The following is a 21,890-nucleotide window of genomic DNA, read 5'->3' as shown; positions in this document are numbered from 1 at the left end:
AATGAATTATAAAAACCCCGATGAAAACGGATATTATGGAGAGTTTGGAGGTGCTTTTATCCCCGAAATGCTTTATCCTAATGTAGAAGAATTACAAAAAAACTATCTTGAAATTATAGAATCTGAAGATTTTCAGGCTGAATATCAGGATTTGCTGAAAAATTATGTAGGCCGTGCCACACCTTTATATTTTGCTAAAAATCTAAGTCAGAAATACCAGACTCAGATTTACTTGAAACGGGAAGACCTCAACCATACCGGAGCTCATAAAATCAATAATGCTTTGGGACAGGTTCTATTGGCAAAACGTCTTGGAAAAACCAGAATTATTGCTGAAACCGGAGCCGGACAGCATGGTGTTGCCACCGCTACAGCCTGTGCTTTGCTTGGTCTGGAGTGCATCGTTTATATGGGAGAAATAGATATCCAGAGACAGGCCCCGAATGTGGCAAGAATGAAAATGCTGGGTGCAGAAGTGATACCAGCTACATCAGGATCAAAAACGCTTAAAGACGCTGTGAACGAAGCATTGAGAGACTGGATCAATAATCCTCAGACCACTCATTATGTGATTGGAAGTGTGGTAGGTCCTCACCCTTTCCCGGATCTTGTGGCGAGATTTCAGAGCATCATTTCAAAAGAGATTAAAGAACAGCTGAAGGAAAAAATCGGAAGAGAAAACCCAGACTATGTGATTGCCTGTGTAGGTGGTGGAAGCAATGCAGCAGGAACTTTTTATCATTTTGTAGAAGAAAAAGAAGTGAAAATTATCGCTGCAGAAGCAGGAGGACTGGGAGTAGATTCAGGGAAATCTGCGGCTACTACATTTTTAGGAACTTTAGGAGTACTTCACGGAAGTAAAAGTCTTGTGATGCAGACGGAAGACGGACAGGTTATAGAGCCCCACTCTATCTCTGCAGGACTGGATTATCCGGGAATCGGGCCTTTTCATGCTCATTTGTTTAAAGAAAAAAGAGCAGAATTCTTTAGTATTAATGATGATGAAGCTTTAAAATGTGCTTTCGAGCTGACCAAACTGGAAGGAATTATTCCGGCATTGGAAAGTTCCCATGCACTGGCTGTTCTGGACAAGAAGAAATTTAATGAAAATGATATTGTTGTCATTTGTCTGAGCGGCCGTGGTGATAAGGATATGGAAACGTATTTGAAAAATCTGTAAAATGTCGGATGTATTTCTCCGCCTAACATTCATTACATTATACTTTCTTTAATACAATAAAAAATGAAAAAACTAAATATATACTTCACAGCAGGAATTCCTCAATTGGAAGATACCGCTGATATTATAAAACTGATTCAGGATTCGGGAGCAGATATGATTGAGATCGGAATGCCCTATTCTGATCCCGTGGCTGACGGTCCGGTGATTCAAAAGGCCCATGAACTGGCTTTGCAAAACGGAATGACGATTGAAATACTGTTATCTCAGTTAAAAGCTATCAAAGACGAAATCAGAATTCCGATTATCCTGATGGGCTATATCAATCCGGTATTGAGTTTTGGGTTTGAGAGATTCTGTGCTGCATGTTCAGAAAGCGGTGTTTCAGGATTGATTCTTCCAGACCTTCCTCCTATTGAGTTTGAGAAAAACTATCAGTCTATCTTAAAGCAGTACAATCTTAATTTTACCTTTCTGGTCACTCCGGAAACGTCTGATGAAAGAATGATGTATCTGGATTCTTTAAGTTCAGGTTTTCTATATGCAGTAAGCTCTTCCTCCACAACCGGAAATGAAAATGCTGTCTTAAAAAATGAGTACTACCTTTCCAGGGTAGCTTCCCTTCCACTCAAAAATCCTGTGATGATTGGATTTGGAATTAAATCGAAAGAGGATTTTGAAAATGTAACAGAAAAAGCGGATGGCGGTATCATAGGAACAGCCTTTGTGAATATTTTGCTTCAGGATAAAGACTGGAAGAAAAGTGCCATAGATTTTATCCATTCCATCAAAGAGTAAAATTCACTAAATTTGTATATCAAAAATTGAAATGAATACAAATCAAAATAAATCAGTAGAATTTGAAGATTTAGGGGTCAAAGAATATCAGCCAGCCTGGGATTATCAGGAGCAGCTGATGAAAAACATCATTGATACCAAGATAAAAAACAGAGATCTTCCTGCAGAACAGCATAGTACTACTCCCAATCATCTTCTTTTTGTAGAGCATCCTCATGTATATACTTTGGGAAAAAGCGGACATGAAGAAAATATGCTTGCCGGCATTGATAAACTGAAAGAGATTGATGCTACTTTCGTAAAGGTAAACCGTGGCGGAGATATTACTTATCATGGTTTCGGACAGGTTGTAGGTTATCCTATTCTGGATCTTGAGAACTTTTTTACAGACATTCATTTGTATATGAGAAATCTGGAAGAAGTGATCATCAGAACCATTGCAGAATATGGCATTAAAGGAGAACGTTCTCCGGGAGAAACAGGAGTATGGCTGGATGTTGGAAAGCCTTATGCCAGAAAAATGTGTGCTATGGGAGTGAAAGCTTCCAGATGGGTTACTCTTCATGGTTTTGCATTGAATGTAAATACGGATATGCGTTATTTTGAATACATCATTCCATGTGGGATCAAAGATAAGCAGGTGACTTCTCTGAAAAGAGAACTTGAAAGAGAGCTGACCCCGGAAGAGGTGGAAGAATTAAAAGCAAAGATCAGAAAACATTTTGCAGACGTTTTCCAGGCAGAACTCATTTACAAATAGTCAATTGACTTAAAATATAATAAACCCAGTTTCAATAGTTGAAACTGGGTTTTTAGTTTAAATACTATCAGAACATTTAAATCCTACGGAATCTAAACCGTTTTATTTATAATTTGGAAATCAGAGGTTTTCAAAAACTTAAGTGTCTTTTTAAACTTGAGCAGTATTTAAAAAACTTATAGATATCGGAAAATAGCGCTGATATGTGAAATTGGCCAGATTCCTACGGAATGACACAATTGGAATCGAAGTTTTACCCACAGTTTGTCCATTCCGTAGGAATCCAATCCATGAAAACCAAAAAATCACAATTTAAAAAAATCTTATTTTCTTTAAATCCACTACTATAATCATTAGTTTTTAATCATTTTCAATATCATAAAATCAATAAAATGAAAGAATAATTTATTTTATTTGAAAAAACTATTGCTCATATTTTAAATTTTATTACTTTTAATATCACAAAATAGTGAACTATTATAATTAAAATGTTCACTAAAATTAACCACCAAAATATAAAAACTATGAAAAAATTTCTGTTATCCATGATGGTATTCGTGACGGTACTGTCATTTAATTCCTGCTCAGATTCAGGTGCCAACCAGGATCCTAATCTTGTTGCTAAAGAGTCAAACGAAATTGCAATGAAAGATTTCGGCAAAACTGTCCCGGTAGGGATTGATAAAGAAGATGGGAAATTTAAAATCTCCTTTATGGTTAGTGCCCAGCCCTACTACATCAAGGACACTAAAGAAAATGCAGGCTATATTTCCATGATCAGACAGGCTGTTGAAAACGAAACTCCTGTTCAGGTTTTCCTTAAAGCCAATACCAGCGAAATCGCAAAAGTAGACAAAGCTACCGCTGAAGATATCCGTTATTTCAAATCAATCCTTACTAAAGAAGTAAAAGAAGAGAGCAGAAAAGCAGTAAGTGTTATTCCTAACCTTGCCACTTTAAACAGTCTGTTTGCCCAGATAAAAAATCAGGCTTGCGGAACTTCTACAGCTTCTTCACCATGCATCACATTCAGATATCCTGTTGACGGATGCTATGCAAGAGCTCATAAAATGAGACAGATACTATTGAATGCAGGATACGACTGTGAAAAACAATTCGTGTATGGTAACCTGAGAGCTTCTACAGGAACGTGCTGCGTATCATGGGTATATCACGTAGCAATATTGGTAAGCTTTAAAAATGCTTCCGGAATTGTTGAAAAAAGAATCATTGATCCATCATTATTCTCCAGCGGACCTGTAACTGATGCGGCATGGAGAGCTGCATGTACCAATACAAGCTGTGGATCTGCTTCTGTATCTTCTTTTGCCAATACAGCAGGAAATGTATACTACAGAAGTCCGGCAGGATCTTTACTGTATGATAACAACTATGTGAATACCAATTGTGTATTGAATATCTTCTCATCCCTTTCAGGATGCTCTCCTTCTCCTGCACCTAGCGTAGGAAGCTGTGGATTTTAACTAATTTATATAGAGCTCCTGCATTTATTTTGATACATTGCAGGAGCTTTTTACTTAATACTTTTTGCTATGAAAGCCTGGTCGTATTTACTATTACTTTTTATTATGATTACATCCTGTTCCGGTAATTCCAGTTCACAGAACTTAACCTGGTATAATAATGCCACTATTTCAAATATCACCGAAGATCCTGATAAACCGAATGAAGTGGTACGTGTTGCCATTGGAATCAGTGCTCAGGTTTTTTATATTTCAAAAAAATCACCGGAGTACAAAACTCTTATAGAAAAGGCAACCCAAAGCTTTAAGAAAAATAAAACGTATAATATTGGTATTGAAAATAGAACCAATATCATTAAGGAAATTAAAGAGGTCAAATAACCTTTAATTGCTGTGAAATAGTCTGCCGTTATCTGATCACAGAAATCCCGGCATCTACTTTTAATTCAGCTCCATGGATGTAAGATGCTTCTTCTGAAGCAAGAAACAGAACTACATTGGCTATTTCTGACGGTTCTCCCTGTCTTTTAAAAGGAATGGTAGGAATAATATCTTCAATGGCACTTTCAATCTGCTCTCCGGTTAAGCCTGTATTATTAAAAATATTAGTCTTTATATGTCCGGGACTCACTCCGTTGACACGGATACCGCGTTCTGTAAGTTCTACCGCAAATGTTTTGATGAAAGACTGTACTGCTGATTTGGCCGCAGAATACACAGAAAAATTATGCATCGCAATATCCGTCGCCACAGAAGTATTAAAAATAACTGAACTTCCGCTATTCATCAATGGTAATATTTGCTGTACTGTAAAAAAAGGACCTTTTACGAGAAGATTAAAAAGTTCGTCAAACTGATTTTCATCCACATATTCTACAGGAGCAAATCTTCCGTATCCTGCATTGGCAAAGACCAGATCTATCTGTTCAGTATATTTTCTGACTTCCTGCTGGAGGTTCATCAGGTCTTTTATATTTCCGGCATTGGATACTATTCCAAAAGCCTTTTCTCCAAGTTTTTCCAAGGCAACATTCACAGTAGCTTCACTTCTTCCTGTGATAATGACTGTTCCTCCTTCTTCAATGAATTTCTGAGCAGTAGCCAGACCCATTCCATTCGTTCCTCCGGTAATTAAAGCCGTTTTGTTTTTAAATCTCTGCATTGTTATTTAATTTAAAATTCTATTACAAAGATTGGAATAGAGAGGGGCTTAAAAAATCCGAATCATGCGGAAATCGATTAAAAGCAAATCACTTATTTTCCTGCTTATTTAAATTCATCAATAATCGTCATCAATAAAATCTTTCAAAATTAAATTGTAAACAATTAAATTGCTTGTATATTTGCAGTGTTGTTTTACTTCAATTCAAAAAACAGAAAGTACAATAACCGCCAAGTAGTTTAATTTAAAAACAATAAAAAATGTCATTAATAGAAAATCTAAACTGGAGACATGCTGTAAAAGCTTATGACCCGAACAAAAAAATTTCACAGGAAGATCTTACTACTATTTTAGAATCAGCAAGACTGGCTCCTACTTCATCCGGATTACAACCATTCCGAATCATTGTGGTAGAAAATCAGGAACTGAAAGAAAAAATGGTAGCAGGCGCTTTAAACCCTGAAGTAATGAGAGATTCTTCTCACGTTTTGGTCTTTGCAGCATGGGACAGCTATTCTAATGAAAAAATTGACAAAGTTTACGATTATCATACGGATGTAAGAGACCTTCCAAGAGGACGTTTCGGAAGTTATACCGATAAAATTAAAGAAATGTATGGAGCACAGACTCCTGAAGAGCATTTTGCACACACGGCCCGTCAAACCTATATTGCCTTAGGAATTGCGCTTGCACAGGCTGCAGAGCTTAAAATCGACAGTACTCCGGCAGAAGGATTCAGCAATGCTGTAGTAGATGAAGTATTGGGATTAAAAGAATTAGGATTAAAAAGTGTAAGCCTTTTATATCTTGGATACCGTGACGAAGGCAATGACTGGCTGTCTTCTATGAAAAAAGTCAGAATTCCAATGGATGAATTTATCATAAAAAAGTAATACCTTCATCGAATCTTTCGTACTCAAACTTATGGAAAATCCGAAAACACCCAAACTAGAAAACCAGATTTGCTTCCCATTGTATGTTATTGCCAAAGAGATCACAGGACTTTACCGTCCTTTCCTCGATGAGCTGGACATGACATATCCGCAGTACCTTGTTATGATGGTATTATGGGAAGGTGACGGACTTACAGTAACCCACATAGGGGAAAAACTGTTTCTCGACAGCGGTACTTTGACACCTCTTCTAAAAAGATTGGAAAGCAAAGGATTTATCATCAGAAAAAGAAAAAAAGAAGACGAAAGAGTAGTTGAAGTATTTTTAGACGAAGCTGGAAAACAGCTTCAGCAAAAAGCATGTGAAATTCCGGGAAAAATTCAGGAAAGACTGGGTATACAGCCGGAAGAACTGCTGCATCTTAAAGACACAGTACTAAAAATATTAAACAAAATAGAAAAATAAATGAAAACATTATATACAACTCAGGTAACTGCTCAAGGAGGCAGAAACGGACATGTGAAAAGTGAAAACGGAGTTTTGGATCTTGAGGTAAGAATGCCTAAAGCATTAGGAGGAGCCAATGAAGATTTTGCCAACCCTGAAATGCTTTTTGCAGCCGGATATTCTGCGTGTTTCGACAGTGCTCTGAACAGAGTAATCAGTCTTTCTAAAGTAAAAACCGGAGAAACAACGGTTACTGCACAGATAAGTATTGGCCAACTTGAGAATGGTGGTTTCGGATTGGCGGCAGAACTTGATGTCAACATCCCCGGAGTTTCTATTGAAGAAGCACAGGAATTGACTGAAAAGGCACACCAAATCTGTCCTTATTCTAATGCAACCAGAAATAATATGGAGGTGAAACTATCAGTAACCAACAACGATTAATCCAATTTTTTTAAGCATAGTTATAACGAAAGGAGCTGTTTCCATGGAAACAGCTCCTTTTTATTTTATCTTTAAGTCAAAGATGATTAAGGATATTTTAAAAGTCCAACTTTACTATTGATTCTCTTAGAAATAAAGTAATTTTGTTTAATGGACATCATTATAGATATTGTTTGTCAGGTGTACGCGGGGCAAAAGTCAAGGAAGACAATCAATTTAGTATTAAATACATTTCTTCCGGGCTACAAAAAATTAAATCTGGATTATACCTATCCAAGACATGACAAAAATTACATTTTCAAAACAGAAGATGAAATGATTGGTTATTTCATTGAAACACCTTCTATCACTCAGACTTTTTATTGGAATAAATATCATGATAATCCCAACAAAATCATGGTAGGTGCAGATATTACTGATGACGACAAACTTATTATGAGCCTGACCTTAAATGGAACCAAGGAAACTGAAAAAATGTATTTCGACCAGCTCAAAAGTATTTTACAATCTGATATTGGAGTGATTTCACACGTTGATCCCGCAGATTATGAAGATGGAGAAGATTTTATTTTGAAATATAGATAGAAAACAGAAGTTTACTTAGCCTTATAACAACTTCTAATCATTAATCATTAATCATTAATAATTAATAATTAATAACTCATCATTATCTCCTATCTTTCATTACATCACTTTTCTGATAAGCATCTACTTTTTTATAAGAATCATTTTTATCGTTTTCTTTTTTATCGGAAATCAGAATTCCGAAAAGATGGTCAATTTCATGCTGGAAAATAACGGCTGTAAATCCTTCTACGAGTTCTGAATATTTCTGCCCTTTCAAATCCACATATTCTAACTGAATGACTTTACTTCTGTAAAACTGATCTCTGAAATCCGGAATAGAAAGATCTCCTTCAGGACCAAGATTCTGCAGATCGGAACGCCATACAATGACCGGATTGATAAAATATTCCAGCGGTGTTCCTTCTTTGTCAAAACGCTGTACCCAGATAATTTTTCTGTTGATTCCCACCTGTGGTGCTGCAATTCCTACTCCACCATCTGTAGAAAGAAGAGATTCTTTCATTCTTTTTACCAAAAGAGCCGTATTGGGATCAAGAGGATCTGCTTCTGAAGAAATACTCAGCAATGTTTTATGCTGGCTGGCATCTGTTGTCTGATAGATCGGTAATGCGGTGTTGATATCTCCCTGATTAATTATTGAAATCTCATTGGAAGTGAGTTTCTGGGCGTTCAACAGTCCTATAAAAAAGATCAGCAGAATGGGTAATTTCTTCATGTTTTTTGAATGTGATACAAAGGTAGATATTGTCTAGTAAAAATTAGGAGATAATTATATTTATGTTTGTGCTAAAGCCAATGGAGAGCTGATATAAAAAATAAAACGGGCTAAAGCCCGTTTCTATTGAAAATCTGAAGTTTAAGTAGTTTTTATTTTTGTCATTCTGAAAGGAATGTAATGTATTAAAGAATCTCGTATGTCTGATTATCAATAAGATTTTTCCTTCGTCAGCATGACACTTTTGTAAGAAATTAAAAAGTCTTGGTCATATCCGCAGGAATAATCAGATTGAAATCTGTTGGGATATAGTCTTTAGCAGGAACTTTCAATTCAGGATCTTCTGATTCAAAAACAGAGATTACCGCCATTTTCAGGTTAGGATTTTTCTGTTTGATATACCAATAGATTCCGCCGAATTCTTTGCTGTGATAGTTTCCGTTATAATGGATAAATGTTTTTCCGGACTGGAAGTTTTTCAGAATAGATTCTGCCATGGTAGCATCTTTCGTTGCCTGGGCTGAAATAAAATTCATCACTTTTGTTCCTTCTGCATGATCGCCCATCATTGCCTTCATTTCCAGATATCCCGGAGTGTCTAAAGTAACTTTTATAGGCAGCTGAGCAATATATGTTTTCTCTTTTTCGCTTAATTTATTCAGGGATTCAAGCCCTTCTTTAGCAGTTTGAGAGGCATATTTCCTTGGAATATTGGTGGCAATAAAATTCAGTTTTTTATTTTTAGCAAAATCTACCAAAGGTTTGTAATCCGTTGCATAGTTGTTCCATAAACGCGCAGAGTCTTTGAATGTTTTAGCATCAAATTTCCCGTTCAGATATTGGTTCAGCTGAGCCTGGTTGTCTCTTTCAAACATTTCAGCACCTAAAATAAGCTGTCCGTTCTTTTTTGCAAACAAAGCTTCCGTAATTTTAAGCTGAAGCCAATGGTTGACAGAACTGTTATGATTTTCACCAAAAAAGACCACATCATAATCTGCCAGTTCTTTCACCAGTTTTTCCGTCTTTACTTCTTTTCCTTTTTTATCATAAAACTGGAAAGCTTTAAATTCCTGCGCCTTCAAAGAACAGAAACCCGCAAGCAGTATTGCTATGAAAATATTTTTCATTTTTTTATATTTAACCACAAATTACACAAATATTTTGGCAGTTATTGCACTATAGGAGCAAATTCACACAACTGCAAATCTGTCTTTTAAGTCCTTTGATTATTCTTTGCCAAAATCTGAAATAAAAAAGACCGCTTTGAATTTTACAAACAAAACGGTCTCATTCAAATCATCTAATTATTACTTTTCTAATGTTGCTACAAGGTCCTTCCACTCCTGAAGTTCAGGAATTCCAGGTTTCCTTTTTCCAAAGAACTGAACGATAAAGTCTCCTTCTTTGTTGAATACTTCGATAGCCGTTACTTCTCCGTCTTCAGTTGGTTTTTTAACGATCCATGCTTCTGCAATTTTCGTTACATCCAAATGTAAGTTGAAGTCCGGGTCCATTACGTTGAACCACTGCTGGTGCCAAAGCGTTTTCTTTACGTTTCCTGTATGGATCTGGATAATTCCTCTGTTTCCAACAAAAACCATGATTGGTGTATTCTTTTCAGAGGCATCTTCAAGGATATTCACCACCTTAGCATTGTCGATTTTCTTAGCAAATCCTTCCGGTGCCAATCTTAATGCCTGCGTTCTGCTTACCCCATATTTTCTTGTCATCATGAAGAAATCATGAGTATCTTTCAATTCTGTCCATGCCTTTTTGAAGCCTTCCACATCAATATCTGAATCAGCTTTCTCAGCCTGTTTTGGAGCTACTGCTTCAAATACAAAAGCCTGATTTTGATCTTCAGCTTTGAATTTTTCAACCAAAGCATCGAAAGCTTCTTCGTTGCTGTTTTTTGTCAGATAGATTTTGTGCAATGCCAGACCATCTTTTCCGAAAAACTGAAGACTCTTCTTATCTCCTTCCACTACTGCAAAAGCAAACTTCCAGTGGTTAAGGAAAATTCTAAGGTCAATATCTTCTCCAACAAAAAGCTGTGCGTGCGGACTGCTGAAATCACTGTTCTGATAGATTCCTTTTCTTTCGTGAACACATTCATCATTACGGGTAAGAGCCATTACTTTCCCCAATTGCTCAGCTTCTGTAAGAATTCCAGGGAAATCTGCGTTTAAAACAGTTACCTCTTCTCCTACACTGGTCAATAATAATTCTGCTTCACTTACACCTAGCTGTGCAGCGGCATTTCTTATTCTTATATGTGGATTTTCTGCCTTCAGAGCTTCCCATTTTTCCTTTAAATCATTAACTAACGTGCTCATTATTTTATTTTTTAATGGTTAAAATTGTATAAATTCTTTGTATTGTTTCTTCTCCTGTTTTGCTTTTTATCTGTTCTTCTTTTTCGGAAGTTTTCATTCTTTTAAAATGACTTTTGGAGATCAGTTCTTCCATTTCATTGTTATTGTAGAGTGTGAAATCATACTCTGTAAACGGTAGTTTCTCCATGAAATCTCTTTGTCCGAATGTAAGAACGAATGTTCCGTCATCTTTTAAAACCCTGTAGATCTCGTTTAAAAATTCTACCGGATTTTCCCAGAAATAGACAGTATTGACTGTAAATATTTTATCGAAACTCCAATCCTGAAAAGGAAGTTTCTTCCCTTCATACAAAACAAATTCTGCCTGGTTTTCAAATTCTTTATTGAGTTTCCGGGCTTCATTGTGCATAGTTTCAGAAATATCAATCCCGGTATATTTGAGATTTTTGGCAAGACTCATTATATTCTTGAGGTGCCCGGCATTACCGTGTCCTATTTCAAGGATCTGCTGATCGTCTTCTATCACAAGTGTTCTGACACTTTCTAACGTCATGCTGATGTTAGTGGCATTCATCATTTCGCCAATCTCGATGCCTTTTTCTCCCTGAGGATTGGCAAGATTTTGTGCAAGGATTTTGAGTTCTTCTTTTTCCATGGTTATCCAAAAATGATCATTGGGTTATTAGTAATAGGGTGTCCGCAGATGGTACAGGGAAAATTATAGGCTGTGCTGATATTTTCTGCTGTAAAAACTTCCTGTGGAGTTCCAAAAGCGGAAACCTTTCCTGATTTCATCAATAAAATCTTGTCTGCAAATTGTGCTGCGAGGTTCAGATCATGTAAAACAACAATGGCACTGTTGGCTTTTTTCGTAAAGTTTTTGATAATTTCCAACGCCTTATACTGATGTTTTATATCCAAATTGTTCAAAGGTTCGTCCAGAAAAACCAACTTATGAGTAATTTCGTTCTGTAATTGAGCCATTACTCTTGACAGATGTACCCGTTGTTTTTCTCCGCCAGACAGGGTATTGTAATCTCTGTCTTTCAGATGAAAAATATCGGTTTCATACATCATATTATTCATGGCTTCCAAATCTTCTTTACCGGGCTGAGCATCAAAATAAGGATATCTACCCATCATGACTACGTCTTTTACCTCAAGCGGGATATCATTACTGTTGTGCTGCGAAAATTTTGCTTTATGTCTGGAAAGCTCTTTCACGTTCCACTCATAAATAAGTTTATCTTTAAATAATACTTTTTGTTTTCCGGATTTCACTTCATCTGCCAAAACACTCAGAAGGCTTGATTTTCCTGCTCCGTTCGGACCTACAATGGCTAAAAATTCACCATATTCCAGAGAGACATCTATTCCATCCAGAATACGGAATTCTTTATGTTTATAATTAATCTGGTGTGCCTTGATCATTACAGTGATTTTTTAAATTTAACCAAAATAGCAATAAAGATAGGTCCTCCCATCAGTGCAGTCAGAATTCCGATCGGAAGTTCAGACGGTGCTACAATACTTCTGCTGAATGTATCTGCCGTCAGCAGCAAAATACTTCCACACATGGCTGATAAAGGCAGAATAAAGGTATTATTGGATTTGAATAAAAGTCTTAAAATATAAGGTACAATAAGACCTACAAAACCAATTGTCCCTGAAAATGCTACACAGGTTCCCACCATTAATGCAACAGTGATGATGATCTGTTTTTTCAGTTTTTCTACATTAATTCCCAGGTGCTGAGCATCTTTTTCTCCCAACATCATGGCATTCAAAGCTTTTCCTTTTGGTAATAAAATCATGTAAGCTATCGTCATTACAATGGCCAGAATAATATTCTTTGTCCATGTAGCGGCTGCCAGACTTCCCAGATTCCAAAAGGTTAGATCTCTAAGCTGTTCATCTTTTGAAATATAGATCAGGAATCCGGTAATTGAAAAGCCTATTGCCGTTATTGCAACTCCGGTAAGCAGCATCATCACTACATTTGTTTTTCCTCCGCTTGTTGAAATCCTGTATACCAGCATCATAGATAAGAATGATCCTACAAAAGCAGCGATTCCTACCAATGAAAATTGTACAACCTCAGGAAGATATTCTTTGAAATGTCCTCCTAAAACAATCGCAATTGCCGCCAACAGGGTTGCTCCGGATGTAAGGCCAATCAAATCACCTGTTGCCAACGGATTTTTAAAAAGTCCCTGAAGGCTTGTTCCTGAGACGGAAAGCATTCCTCCTACTAAAATTGCCATAACAATTCTGGCTGCTCTTACGTCCCAAATCACATATTTATCACTTAAGGACAAAGACGGATCTCCTTTTATAAATTGCCACAGTGCCCTGAACGGAGAATTCTCTCCGAAATCATAAACTCCTGTATTAAGTGACAGTACTGCTATAATGACTAGCAGTACTGTACTTATAATAAGATAAAAGTATAGTTTACTTTGTGTTTTCAATTAAAAGTTTGTTTAATCCTACTGCTGCTTCTCCTACTCTTGGTCCAAAACCTGACACTAAACCTCCGTCCATTGCAATGATCTTCTTATTCTTTCCGGCATTGGTTTGGGAAACTCCCGGCATTTTAAGAGCACCTTCATTTCCTCCTGCTCCCTGTAAACCTGTTTCAAAGAAGAACAGTACATCAGGATTAGCTTTTACAACGGCTTCAGGAGTCAATGGCTTGAAGTCTTCAAAATCAGTTACGGCATTTTCTCCACCTGCAAGAGTGATTAATGCAGCCATTGGTGTATTTTTACCACTCACCATCAGCATATTTCCTCTGGCGTAGATGAACAATACTTTTGGTTTTTTAGCAATGGGCTGTACTTGTTTAAGATCAGCATCAATCTTGTCATTTAATTTCTGGTAATCGGTATTTCCGATAGCTTTTGCTACAGATTCAATTAACTTTTTAGTTCCTTCTACTGTATATTCCTGCTTGAATACTTCCGTTTTAATTCCGGAAGATTTGATTTTCCCCATTAATTCCGGGTTAATATCTTTATCGGAGGCTAAAATTAATGTCGGAGAAACGGCCATAATAGGCTCAATGGTCATTGATCTCATGTGACCTAAATCTTTAGCTGTAGCTTTTAAAGATGCAGGATAAGTACTTGTAACATCTGTTCCTACGATTTCTTTTTCGTGGCCCAGAGCAGCTACAATTTCAGTAATTCCTCCGCTTAATGTTACTATTTTATTGTTGGTTTTCGGTGCTTCAGAAGTAGCTTCAGTTGTATTTTCTTTTGCTGATGCTTCTGCCTTTTTGCAAGAATACACTGCTACAAGTACAGAAGCTGCAAGGATGAATTTTTTCATGATATACTATTATTTGATTATTTTATAAAGGTTCAAATTCAAAATTGGTGTACCCACGGTTTCCGTTTTCGTCTTTCATTTTGTTAAATCTCAGTTTAAAGTAGAAACCTTCAGCATCTTTCAACACAAAGAAACGGTCTGAGTAGACAAAAGGAACAGGATTCGCTGCCGTCCCCGTTGTTGTTCTCCACTTATCACCAATGGCTCTATGATCATTAAAAACAAATTTAGCCGGCTCAACATCTTTCAGTTTGAATGCTGTATAAGCCTGGTCCAAACTTCCTGTAACACTTACCTGATAAGCGCCTACTCCATTCAAGGTATTGGTCGTTACAAAATCTGCATAGAAGTAGCTTCCCGCACTGGTTGTAGGTCCCATGAACACCTCATTGGTAAACGTTGTAAATGCTAAATCCCAGCTTTTTTTCTTAGGCTGAATTTTCACTGGTGTACCTGTTTTCAGGTTAAAGAACGAAAAGTTGTATTCAGTATCTTTTGTAATGATATATTCTTTGATGGCTGTTCCTGTTGCATTTAAATCGGCATAGCGGATCTTGTATCCATTCTGAGCTCTCAGGATCTGAATTTTTTTCCATCCTCTCGGATCACCGGACAATGAAACGGAACCTGCCCCGATATTGGCTGCAGAAGGTATTTCTCTTCCCAGATTGATCAGATAAACAGGATTCTCAACATCATTTTCTTTGATGGCATCAATTCCCGAAGTTTGAGTCAGAAAATTACCATTAGGATTGTCGATATATTTCATATTGGCAGCATCAAATGTTCCCACCTGAGCAATTTCTTTCAAACTTTCAACATCAACATCTTTTACTTTACTGATATCTGTAGCATCAGGGACTTTAATAACCGTCATAGCAAGAGATCCGTTCATAATCACACGATATTCATCTCCTGTATAAAAACCAAGATCCCAATCTGTTCTGCTGTTGACAGCCGGATTGGTGTAATCACTCAGATCAATCCAAACCTGATTAGGTTCTGTAGGACCACCAACTTTAACATTGACTTCTGATCCAGTCATAGGAGGAACCGAAACCGGATCTTCATCTGCAGAGAGGCAAGACTGTGTAGCCACCATGATGGAAAGAATAGAAAATATTTTTAAATATTTCATAACAGTAACTTATTATTTAAAATTGAAACATTAATCTGGCAAAATAGCTTCTGCCATAGTATAAATTAACAGAACCACTCGCTGCTGTGTGGGCAGAACCGGCAACTGCAGTAGAGTTTAATCTCGTCACATCAAATATATTTTTCACTCCCGCAGAAATTTCAAAATGCTTATTCCAGAAAGGCTGGCTTACGATAAAATCCATCGTATGAAAGCTGTCTACTTTTCCAAGACGGAAACCACTTGCTCCATCAGACACATAAATTCTGTCCGGACCTGTAAATTTGTAGTAAAGGGCAAAATTGGTATCGGTATTTTTCAGTTTGTAAGTTGCGGAAGTTCCTGCTTGTACCAAATACTGGAAGTCTGTAGGAGAAGAGGATGTTAAGTCATTCATGGATACGGATGTTCCGTTTACAGATCCTCTTAAAGACAGGGCAAACTGATCTTTTCTAAAATCTACATTGGCTGATAATAATAGATTTCTATAGGTATTAAGGTTCATGTATTTGTAGGTAGAAGGTTGTTTTACGACTACCATTTCAATCCTGTCACGTACATCCAGATATAACGCATCTACTCCGTAAGCGATTTTCCAGCCATTATCCACTGAGAAATTCTGATTCCAGAAAAGTCCTGCAGAGAATCCCTTTTCAGGATTTAAATCAGGATTTCCCTGTACATCATGGTTAAGGTTTACAAAATACGTGTACAGTTCATCATATTTAGGGAAACGGTTTGCAGATCCTACGATCGCTCTAAGGTTTGAATTCTCAGAAGTTTTATATCTTGCTGATAAGGAATAGTTGTATTGATTATTAAAGTTCTCACTAAGGGAAAGTCTTACTCCCGGTCTCAATGAAAATTTGTCTGAAACATTCCATTCTGCAGAAAGGAAATTGGAATAGGTAAATATTTTTCTTTTTACCGCTTCTCCGAAGAAATCTCCGGCAATCAGTGCAGCATATCCATTGGTATAGTCTAATTCATATCCTAACTGGAAATCAAAAACTTTACTGTCCAGGAAATTGCTGAACATCCCTCTTGAGTAGATGACATCGGTCTTATAATAAGATTTTTCATCCTGACGGCTCTTTATCGCTCTGTTTGGAATGTCGTAATTGTAGTCGTAATATTTTCTGTCCTGATTCTGATAGGAGAAATCTCCCATGTATCGGATATGTCCCAGATTGGTTTGAATATTAAACTGGTGCACCCAGCGGTCTGTATTGTACTTTCTGTCTCTACTCTCATAAGAAACTCCACCTACTCCGTCATTAAGCGGATTTCTGCTTACTTCCGGGTTATAAAAGTTAAAATTTTCATTCAGGTAGGACAGTTTGTAGAAGAATGTTGTTTTGTTTTTGGTATATCTTAGCAAAGCAGAGGTATCATACTGATCTTTCGGATTCCATTCATATCCTCTCTGATTGTCCTGTCCGAAATATTTGTAACCTTTGCTATCTCCTTCGTATCCCATAAACTGGTTATGGTTGAAATTGATGCTGGCAAACCATTCATTGTTGATGTTATAATCTATATTCAGGTTCTGAATATGTTTTCCGTTTCCCCTTTTCTTAAGATCGTAATTATCTCTTACCGTTTCTTCCTGTACCGAACCTCTTACGCTTACTTTTTTTGTACTGGTTTTCTTTGTAATAATGTTAATTACCCCGGCAACAGCTCCATTTCCATATTCAACACCCATACTTCCTTTTACAATTTCAATTCTTTCGATATTGCTTAAGGTAATTTTGGTAAGGTCAATATTACTTCCCAATCCTGTATCTCCTACTACCGGAATATTGTCTATAAGGATTTTTACATAATCACCATTAAGTCCCATAATATTGGCAGTGGAATTTCCTGAACGGGTATCCGGAGTGATCTGTATGTTAAGACTTTGATTTAAAACTTCAGCAACATTAGTTGCTGCCATATTTTTAATCTGTTCTGCATCAATAACATCAACCTTATATATCGATTTGTTAATGGACTGCTGCATATACTGTCCTGTAATAACAACTTCTTCAATTTTCTTTTGATTAAGAGAATCCTTTTCTTGTGCATTCATCCATAAGGCTACAGATAATGATAGAACGGAAAGCACTTTCTTCTTCATAAGGGTACAAATTTTCGACAAATATAAAACTTTATTTAGACTCATTAAAAATAAATATATATTTTTGTGGAATAATTCTAAATAAAAATAATCTCATGAAATTAAAATTACTTTTAGGAACTCTGATGTTTACAGCCTTAACAGCAAATGCTCAGGTATCTAACATCAATGAAAATTTCAATAATTTCACTGCCGGGAATACCACCTTCCCTCAGTTTGGATGGTCTGCCATTGTTGCACCAATAACGGGAGAGTTTCCTCCTGTACCTCCGAGAATGATTGTAGCAGGTGATTCTAACAGGTTCGTTCAATCCTATGCAGGAAATAATGCAACAGGCTCTTCATATCTGATTACACCACAAATTGAAGCTCCAACCGGAAATAAGACATTAACTTTTGATACAACTTTAGTATCTCCGTCTCCAGGTCCGGGAAGTATCCAGATTGGGGTAGCATCCAATCCTGCAGATATGTCAACATTTGTTCCTGTCGGAAGCCCTGTCAATGTATCGGTTATTGGTACAGTTCAGAATATCAGTGTAAATATTCCGGCATCTACAGGCTCATATATTGTATTCAAATTCACACCTACAGCCACACACGTTGCAATCCAGGTTGATAATGTAGTGTATAATACGACAGCTTCTTTGGGAGTAAATGACAGCAATAAGGTGACAGAAAATTTAAGATTTGCATTAAACTCCAATCAGACAGCGTTGGAATTCGTGTCCAAAAAAGATCTTAAAAACATCCAGATCTACTCTGCTGCAGGCCAGAAGGTAACAGAAGGAAAACTGAACGGACAAAGATTTGATATCAGCAGCCTTCAGACAGGAGTTTATTATATGAATATTGAAACTTCTGAAGGAAAAATGATCCAGTCAAAGTTTATTAAAAAATAAGGTTTATTAGACTATTATTTACCTTTTAAAGCCGGTGGGATCATTCCTTCCGGCTTTTCTGTGCTCTTATTTTATGTAAACAAAAGTATAATTAATATAAAAACACGACAAAAATCATGTTTTTATTTAGAATCATTAAAAATAATTATATACTTTTGTTGAATCATTCTAAATAAGGATTTAAAAAATAAGTTATGAAAACAAAACTATTATTGGCTTCAGTATTGGCTATGTCTGTTCAGCAGACTGTTTTGGCACAAACTGATGCATTGGGGTACTCACAGGTAAATATGACAATGGGAAGCGGATATCAAAACAGAGTTTTTGTAAATCTTGCTGATGGTAATATGGTTTCTCAGCCTGCCAATACCTGGGATGTTGCTTTTTATAGAAATTCAAACTATGCATTTGGATCAAGAATAAATGATGCGAAGGATATTGAAGTATTCACTGCTTCAACCAATTTAGCAGACTGGGATAATATCAGTATCAGCAATGAAGCGTCATGGGGAGACCCTCTTTATAACCCGGACCAGACCACTGACTGGAGCCAGGGAGCTTTTGAACAGGGACCTGTGACATCTCCAAACCCTAATATTCCATCAACAGGATGGGGAGTTTACAATCCAATGAATCACCATATCCAGGGGAAAGCTATTTTTGTTTTAAAATACCCTTCAGGAACTTACATCAAATTTGCTATTGAAGATGCCTTTGCTGGATATACTTTTAAATATTCAAAATGGAACGGCACTTCATGGGGAGCTACAGAAACAAGAACAGTCGCTAACGGAACAGATGATTCTTATTTCAATTATTTCTCATTTGATACCGGAGCAAAGGTTCCTAGTCTGGAGCCGTCAAGAACTGCATGGGATTTTGTATTTACAAAATATTACACATTCTATATGGGTATGCAGATGTACCCTCTTTCCGGAGCCATCCAAAGTCCTAACGTAAAAGTGGCAATGGTACAGCCGGAAACTCAGGCTACAGCAGCTTATACAATTCCTGCCAATGCGAGCTTATCATCAGCAATCACTACTGTAGGACACTCGTGGAAAGGTATTGGGACAGTAAAAAGTGATGTGGTATACTATGTCAAAAAAGGAAACGATTATTACAGAATGTACTTCACAACTAATGGTGGAGCAACTACAGGAAATATGTATTTCAAATACAAAAAAATTACTGAAACATTAGGTATTACTGAAGTTGGGAAAAAGGCATCTTTGGGTATCTATCCTAACCCAGCAACGGTTGATAAAAAAGTAACGGTTCTTTTTGATGTTAAAGAAAAAGCAAGCAACAAAGGTAATGTAGAAGTTTATGATCTTACCGGTAAAAAGGTATATTCTGCTGAACTTAGCAATCAGGCAGGATTCTACAAGCAGGATCTGAACCTTTCTACACTTACATCAGGAAATTACCTTGTAAAAATTACTTACGGTGGTCATTCGGAGACGAAAAAGCTTATCGTGAAATAAATCTTTTATTTTAATACTTTCTATTTTTTCTAATAAAAAGGCGGTTTCAAACTCTTGAAATCGCCTTTTATTCTTTAAGGAAATCTAAAAATCTTTAAATTCTTAAATCATTAAGTCTTTAAATCTTCAATATTAATATATCTTAAATCCTTTATAAACTTCTGCAGAGCTCTCCATGATTTTGGAAGCATCTTTACGGAAATCCAAAAGGTGGTCCTGACCATTATGTCTGTTGTGATGCTCTACGCTTTCCCAAAGCTCGATCAGGAAGAAAGTTCCTTTATTATCTTTATCTTCAACAAGGTCATACTGCAGACAGCCTTCTTCTTTTCTTGTTTCTTTCACAAGGTTCTGAAACAGCTCTACCGCATCCATCAGATAATTTTCATTAAACTTAAAAAGTGCAATGATATGTAAATTCATGTTCTATTATTTAATGGTGTAAAAATAAAATATTTTCAAAACCGAATATCTTTTTAAGCCCTTTATTTTTCAATATAAAGCATTATTTTTAATTAAAAACTGATTTATAAATAGTTATAGAACTCATTACAATCACCAATGTTCCGATAATCACAAACATTTTCTTCACAGGAAGCTTTGCCGTAAGCATAGCTGAAAAAGGAGCCGTAATAATTCCGCCGATCAAAAGCCCAAGAATAATATTCCAGTGTTGGATTCCTAGGGTAAAGAAAAAGGTAATGGCAGCCGTTAGGGTAAGGATAAATTTGGCTACGGTAGAACTTCCTACCGCAAATCTTGGGGTAAAAGCATTTTTAATCAAAGTTCCGGTTACCAGAGGGCCCCATCCACCTCCGGCAAAAGAGTCTATAAAACCTCCTATCACTCCCAGTCTGGTAAGATTGGTTTTTCTTTTCAATGCCTTACTTTGTTTTTCTTTAAAAGCATTCGATAAAATCTGGATTCCGAGATATAAAGTATAAAAAGCGATCAGTGTTTTGGTGATCTTCGCATAATATTCTCCAAGGTAAGTAAGGCTTACCGCGCCAATAACAGCCCCGATCACTGCTGGTACTGCCAGCTTTTTCACCAAACTCTTACTAACATTTTTCAATCTGATATGGCTGATACTTCCTGCCGCTGTTGTAAAACTTTCTGCTGAATGGATACTTGCACTAACAATATGGGGTGGAATATTCAAAAGCATCAATGTGGTAGTACAGATCACTCCATATCCCATTCCCATTGACCCTGCCACAATTTCTGCAAAAACTCCTACCAGAAGCATCCAGTAAAAAATGTAATTGTCTTTTGCCAGAATGATCTGCAGCTCTTCCAGATATCCCAGTTCATACATTGAAAAAACAGCAATAGATATAATGACAGCCGTCACCAAAAGGACATTAAGCCTTACCTGAATTTTTCTTGAAATCACCATATTAAAAAATCGTTTTAGTCTGTACTTCTTGATTATCTGTCACATCGAAAATAAAGACATTTAACGATCGTATGTTTTCTGTACTTCTGTACAAGGAAATATTTTCAGATATACTATATGCAGCGTCAGAATGCACTGCAGTCATGGAGAGTGTAAGCTTTTGTAATTGGTTTTCCTCTTCTTTTGAAATCATAGTTTATTCATTTGAAGTACTGCAAATATCTGATAAAATATTTATCCTACAAAAAAAGTAGACTATTAATTCAAAAAAAAGGATCAGGTCAGTCGACCAGATCCATTAAAGTTTTTTTCTCAAGAATATTCAGTGAAGCATCCCGCACCTCTATCAGTACATCGTGAAGTCCACAGTGATCTTCATTGCAGTCATCACATTTCTGATAGAAATTCAGACTTACACAAGGAAGCATAGCAATAGGACCGTTTACGAGACGAATGATCTTGGCCAGTTTCACATTTTCTGGTTTTTCCTTCAGAAAATATCCTCCACCCTTTCCTTTTTTACTGTCAAGAATTTCAGCTTTTTTTAGTTCAAGCAGGATATTTTCCAAAAACTTTAAAGGAATCTTTTTGTGTTCCGCAATTTCAGAAATAAGAATCGGACCTTCATTTCTTTTTTCTACAAGATATGAAAGTGCCTTAAACGCATATTGAGATTTTTTTGAAAGCATTACAGCAAAAAT

The 21,890-nt window shown here is 36.5% G+C and carries 25 protein-coding genes; 11 read left to right on the top strand and 14 right to left on the bottom strand.

What is annotated here, in order from left to right; all coding sequences use genetic code 11:
* Position 1 precedes the first annotated feature (1 nt).
* The 5 genes from trpB (at position 2) to AC57AW_RS10080 (ending at position 4,603) form a co-directional block, all read left to right on the top strand.
* Complete coding sequence (trpB, locus tag AC57AW_RS10100) at positions 2 to 1,180, top strand: tryptophan synthase subunit beta (RefSeq protein WP_496351758.1); 1,179 nt, start codon at positions 2 to 4, stop codon at positions 1,178 to 1,180.
* Between the two features lie 63 nt (positions 1,181 to 1,243).
* Positions 1,244 to 1,978, top strand: coding sequence for a tryptophan synthase subunit alpha (gene trpA, locus AC57AW_RS10095; protein ID WP_496351757.1), 735 nt, complete (start codon positions 1,244 to 1,246; stop codon positions 1,976 to 1,978).
* Between the two features lie 31 nt (positions 1,979 to 2,009).
* Positions 2,010 to 2,738 carry a lipoyl(octanoyl) transferase LipB gene (lipB, locus tag AC57AW_RS10090; RefSeq protein WP_496351756.1) on the top strand — a complete coding sequence of 243 codons (729 nt, stop codon included), beginning with the start codon at positions 2,010 to 2,012 and terminating at the stop codon, positions 2,736 to 2,738.
* Positions 2,739 to 3,262: 524 nt separating this feature from the next.
* Positions 3,263 to 4,222 carry a protein-glutamine glutaminase gene (locus tag AC57AW_RS10085; protein WP_318848096.1) on the top strand — a complete coding sequence of 320 codons (960 nt, stop codon included), beginning with the start codon at positions 3,263 to 3,265 and terminating at the stop codon, positions 4,220 to 4,222.
* A 69-nt stretch (positions 4,223 to 4,291) separates the two neighbouring features.
* Positions 4,292 to 4,603 carry a hypothetical protein gene (locus tag AC57AW_RS10080; RefSeq protein WP_496351755.1) on the top strand — a complete coding sequence of 104 codons (312 nt, stop codon included), beginning with the start codon at positions 4,292 to 4,294 and terminating at the stop codon, positions 4,601 to 4,603.
* Positions 4,604 to 4,631: 28 nt separating this feature from the next.
* Here AC57AW_RS10080 and AC57AW_RS10075 read toward each other — a convergent pair whose 3' ends face one another.
* Entirely contained in the window at positions 4,632 to 5,384 is a 753-nt protein-coding gene (locus AC57AW_RS10075) for an SDR family oxidoreductase (RefSeq protein ID WP_496351754.1), read from the bottom strand.
* Between the two features lie 260 nt (positions 5,385 to 5,644).
* Here AC57AW_RS10075 and AC57AW_RS10070 point away from each other — a divergent pair, with 260 nt between their 5' ends.
* From AC57AW_RS10070 to AC57AW_RS10055, 4 genes are all read left to right on the top strand, one after another.
* Entirely contained in the window at positions 5,645 to 6,277 is a 633-nt protein-coding gene (locus AC57AW_RS10070) for an NAD(P)H-dependent oxidoreductase (RefSeq protein ID WP_318848099.1), read from the top strand.
* Between the two features lie 31 nt (positions 6,278 to 6,308).
* On the top strand, positions 6,309 to 6,743 hold the full coding sequence (locus tag AC57AW_RS10065) for a MarR family winged helix-turn-helix transcriptional regulator (protein WP_318848100.1): 435 nt from the start codon (positions 6,309 to 6,311) through the stop codon (positions 6,741 to 6,743).
* Positions 6,744 to 7,169, top strand: coding sequence for an organic hydroperoxide resistance protein (locus AC57AW_RS10060; protein ID WP_318848101.1), 426 nt, complete (start codon positions 6,744 to 6,746; stop codon positions 7,167 to 7,169).
* A gap of 150 nt (positions 7,170 to 7,319) precedes the next feature.
* Complete coding sequence (locus tag AC57AW_RS10055; protein ID WP_318848102.1) at positions 7,320 to 7,754, top strand: hypothetical protein; 435 nt, start codon at positions 7,320 to 7,322, stop codon at positions 7,752 to 7,754.
* An 82-nt stretch (positions 7,755 to 7,836) separates the two neighbouring features.
* Here the strand turns inward: AC57AW_RS10055 and AC57AW_RS10050 are convergent, their stop codons facing one another.
* The 9 genes from AC57AW_RS10050 to AC57AW_RS10010 form a co-directional block, all read right to left on the bottom strand.
* Positions 7,837 to 8,472: a peptide deformylase gene (locus AC57AW_RS10050; protein ID WP_318848103.1), complete on the bottom strand. Its 636-nt coding sequence runs from the start codon at positions 8,470 to 8,472 to the stop codon at positions 7,837 to 7,839.
* A 254-nt stretch (positions 8,473 to 8,726) separates the two neighbouring features.
* Positions 8,727 to 9,599 (bottom strand): ChaN family lipoprotein, encoded by an 873-nt coding sequence (locus AC57AW_RS10045; RefSeq protein ID WP_496351752.1) that lies wholly within the window; start codon positions 9,597 to 9,599, stop codon positions 8,727 to 8,729.
* Positions 9,600 to 9,779: 180 nt separating this feature from the next.
* Positions 9,780 to 10,808, bottom strand: coding sequence for a hemin-degrading factor (locus AC57AW_RS10040; RefSeq protein WP_496351751.1), 1,029 nt, complete (start codon positions 10,806 to 10,808; stop codon positions 9,780 to 9,782).
* A 4-nt stretch (positions 10,809 to 10,812) separates the two neighbouring features.
* On the bottom strand, positions 10,813 to 11,463 hold the full coding sequence (locus AC57AW_RS10035) for a class I SAM-dependent methyltransferase (protein WP_496351750.1): 651 nt from the start codon (positions 11,461 to 11,463) through the stop codon (positions 10,813 to 10,815).
* Between the two features lie 2 nt (positions 11,464 to 11,465).
* Positions 11,466 to 12,239, bottom strand: coding sequence for a heme ABC transporter ATP-binding protein (locus AC57AW_RS10030; protein WP_496351749.1), 774 nt, complete (start codon positions 12,237 to 12,239; stop codon positions 11,466 to 11,468).
* Positions 12,239 to 13,279 carry a FecCD family ABC transporter permease gene (locus AC57AW_RS10025; RefSeq protein WP_318848108.1) on the bottom strand — a complete coding sequence of 347 codons (1,041 nt, stop codon included), beginning with the start codon at positions 13,277 to 13,279 and terminating at the stop codon, positions 12,239 to 12,241. Before AC57AW_RS10025 ends, AC57AW_RS10030 begins: the two co-directional genes overlap by 1 nt.
* Positions 13,263 to 14,141 (bottom strand): heme/hemin ABC transporter substrate-binding protein, encoded by an 879-nt coding sequence (locus AC57AW_RS10020; protein WP_496351748.1) that lies wholly within the window; start codon positions 14,139 to 14,141, stop codon positions 13,263 to 13,265. The genes AC57AW_RS10025 and AC57AW_RS10020 overlap by 17 nt, the downstream gene beginning before the upstream one ends.
* Positions 14,142 to 14,163: 22 nt before the next feature.
* Complete coding sequence (locus AC57AW_RS10015; RefSeq protein WP_496351747.1) at positions 14,164 to 15,279, bottom strand: HmuY family protein; 1,116 nt, start codon at positions 15,277 to 15,279, stop codon at positions 14,164 to 14,166.
* A 16-nt stretch (positions 15,280 to 15,295) separates the two neighbouring features.
* Positions 15,296 to 17,401: a TonB-dependent receptor plug domain-containing protein gene (locus tag AC57AW_RS10010; RefSeq protein WP_496351746.1), complete on the bottom strand. Its 2,106-nt coding sequence runs from the start codon at positions 17,399 to 17,401 to the stop codon at positions 15,296 to 15,298.
* A gap of 95 nt (positions 17,402 to 17,496) precedes the next feature.
* On the opposite strand from AC57AW_RS10010, the gene AC57AW_RS10005 reads away from it, so the two are divergent.
* Both AC57AW_RS10005 and AC57AW_RS10000 read left to right on the top strand, forming a co-directional pair.
* Positions 17,497 to 18,303: a choice-of-anchor J domain-containing protein gene (locus AC57AW_RS10005; protein ID WP_496351745.1), complete on the top strand. Its 807-nt coding sequence runs from the start codon at positions 17,497 to 17,499 to the stop codon at positions 18,301 to 18,303.
* A gap of 194 nt (positions 18,304 to 18,497) precedes the next feature.
* A complete protein-coding gene (locus AC57AW_RS10000) occupies positions 18,498 to 19,790 on the top strand; it encodes a T9SS type A sorting domain-containing protein (RefSeq protein WP_496351744.1) in 1,293 nt (430 codons plus the stop codon).
* A 132-nt stretch (positions 19,791 to 19,922) separates the two neighbouring features.
* Here AC57AW_RS10000 and AC57AW_RS09995 read toward each other — a convergent pair whose 3' ends face one another.
* The 4 genes from AC57AW_RS09995 to AC57AW_RS09980 all read right to left on the bottom strand — a co-directional run bounded on the left by AC57AW_RS09995 (position 19,923) and on the right by AC57AW_RS09980 (position 21,878).
* Complete coding sequence (locus AC57AW_RS09995; RefSeq protein WP_184552443.1) at positions 19,923 to 20,213, bottom strand: putative quinol monooxygenase; 291 nt, start codon at positions 20,211 to 20,213, stop codon at positions 19,923 to 19,925.
* An 88-nt stretch (positions 20,214 to 20,301) separates the two neighbouring features.
* Positions 20,302 to 21,189 (bottom strand): sulfite exporter TauE/SafE family protein, encoded by an 888-nt coding sequence (locus tag AC57AW_RS09990; RefSeq protein WP_496351743.1) that lies wholly within the window; start codon positions 21,187 to 21,189, stop codon positions 20,302 to 20,304.
* A gap of 1 nt (position 21,190) precedes the next feature.
* Complete coding sequence (locus AC57AW_RS09985; RefSeq protein ID WP_496351742.1) at positions 21,191 to 21,382, bottom strand: hypothetical protein; 192 nt, start codon at positions 21,380 to 21,382, stop codon at positions 21,191 to 21,193.
* Between the two features lie 88 nt (positions 21,383 to 21,470).
* Positions 21,471 to 21,878 (bottom strand): RrF2 family transcriptional regulator, encoded by a 408-nt coding sequence (locus tag AC57AW_RS09980; RefSeq protein ID WP_077415878.1) that lies wholly within the window; start codon positions 21,876 to 21,878, stop codon positions 21,471 to 21,473.
* Positions 21,879 to 21,890: the final 12 nt, after the last annotated feature.

The sequence above is a fragment of the Chryseobacterium sp. BGA-UO-ETr-SB22 genome (assembly GCF_059567885.1).
Note: the sequence above shows the minus strand (reverse complement) of the source record. Positions and strands in the feature narration are given on the sequence as shown.